Below are 841 nucleotides of genomic sequence, written 5' to 3'. Positions count from 1 at the left end.
GTAACTCGGTCTCGCACCGCACGCACGGTTCGACTGGTCAGCGCCAGGACCCCGGCAAGGTGTTCAAAGGCAAGAAGATGGCCGGCCACATGGGCGACGTCCGCGTCACCACGCAGAATGTCGAGGTCGTCTCGACCGATGCCGATCGCGGCCTGATCCTGATCCGCGGCGCCGTTCCGGGCGTCAAGGGTGCCTGGATCCTGGTTCGCGACGCGGCCAAGGTTGCGCTGCCCGCCAACGCACCAAAGCCCGCCGCAATCCGCGCTGCCGCTGTCGCCAAGAACGACGCCCCGGCTACTGAGGGAGCAGAATAATGGACCTCAAGATCACAACGCTCGGCGGCAAGGACGCCGGCAAGGTGAAACTCTCCGAGGAGATTTTCGGCCTTGACCCGCGCGAGGACATCCTGCAGCGCGTCGTGCGCTGGCAGCTCGCCAAGAAGCAGCAGGGCACCCACAAGGCCAAGGGCCGCGCCGAGATCGCGCGCACCGGCGCCAAGATGTACAAGCAGAAGGGTACGGGCCGCGCCCGTCACCATTCGGCACGCGCTCCGCAGTTCCGCGGCGGCGGCAAGGCGCACGGCCCGGTCGTGCGCAGCCACGAGCACGAGCTGCCGAAGAAGGTGCGCGCGCTCGGCCTGAAGCATGCGCTCTCGGCCAAGGCCAAGAGCGCCTCGCTGATCATCGTCGACGAGCTGAAGCTGGCCGAGGCGAAGACCAAGGCGCTGGCGGCGAGCCTCGAGACGCTGGGGCTGACCAACGCCCTGGTGATCGGCGGCGCCGAGCTCGACCAGAACTTCAAGCTGGCGGCGACCAACATTCCGAACATCGACGTGCTGCCC

1 protein-coding gene and 1 pseudogene are annotated in these 841 nt (G+C 67.5%); both read left to right on the top strand.

Annotation, left to right across the window (positions count from 1 at the left end):
• Window positions 1–314 (top strand): annotated as a pseudogene (locus EOA38_RS37850) (50S ribosomal protein L3); the annotation flags it as partial.
• The coding region (gene rplD, locus EOA38_RS37845; protein ID WP_127301610.1) for a 50S ribosomal protein L4 at window positions 314–841 on the top strand (528 nt) is incomplete at its 3' end. The pseudogene EOA38_RS37850 and the gene rplD, both read left to right, overlap by 1 nt.

The sequence above is a fragment of the Mesorhizobium sp. M1E.F.Ca.ET.041.01.1.1 genome (assembly GCF_003997355.1).
In the GTDB taxonomy this organism is placed as follows: Bacteria; Pseudomonadota; Alphaproteobacteria; order Rhizobiales; family Rhizobiaceae; genus Mesorhizobium.
The sequence above is the reverse complement of the archived record's forward strand: the minus strand, read 5'-3'. Positions and strand labels throughout refer to the sequence as shown.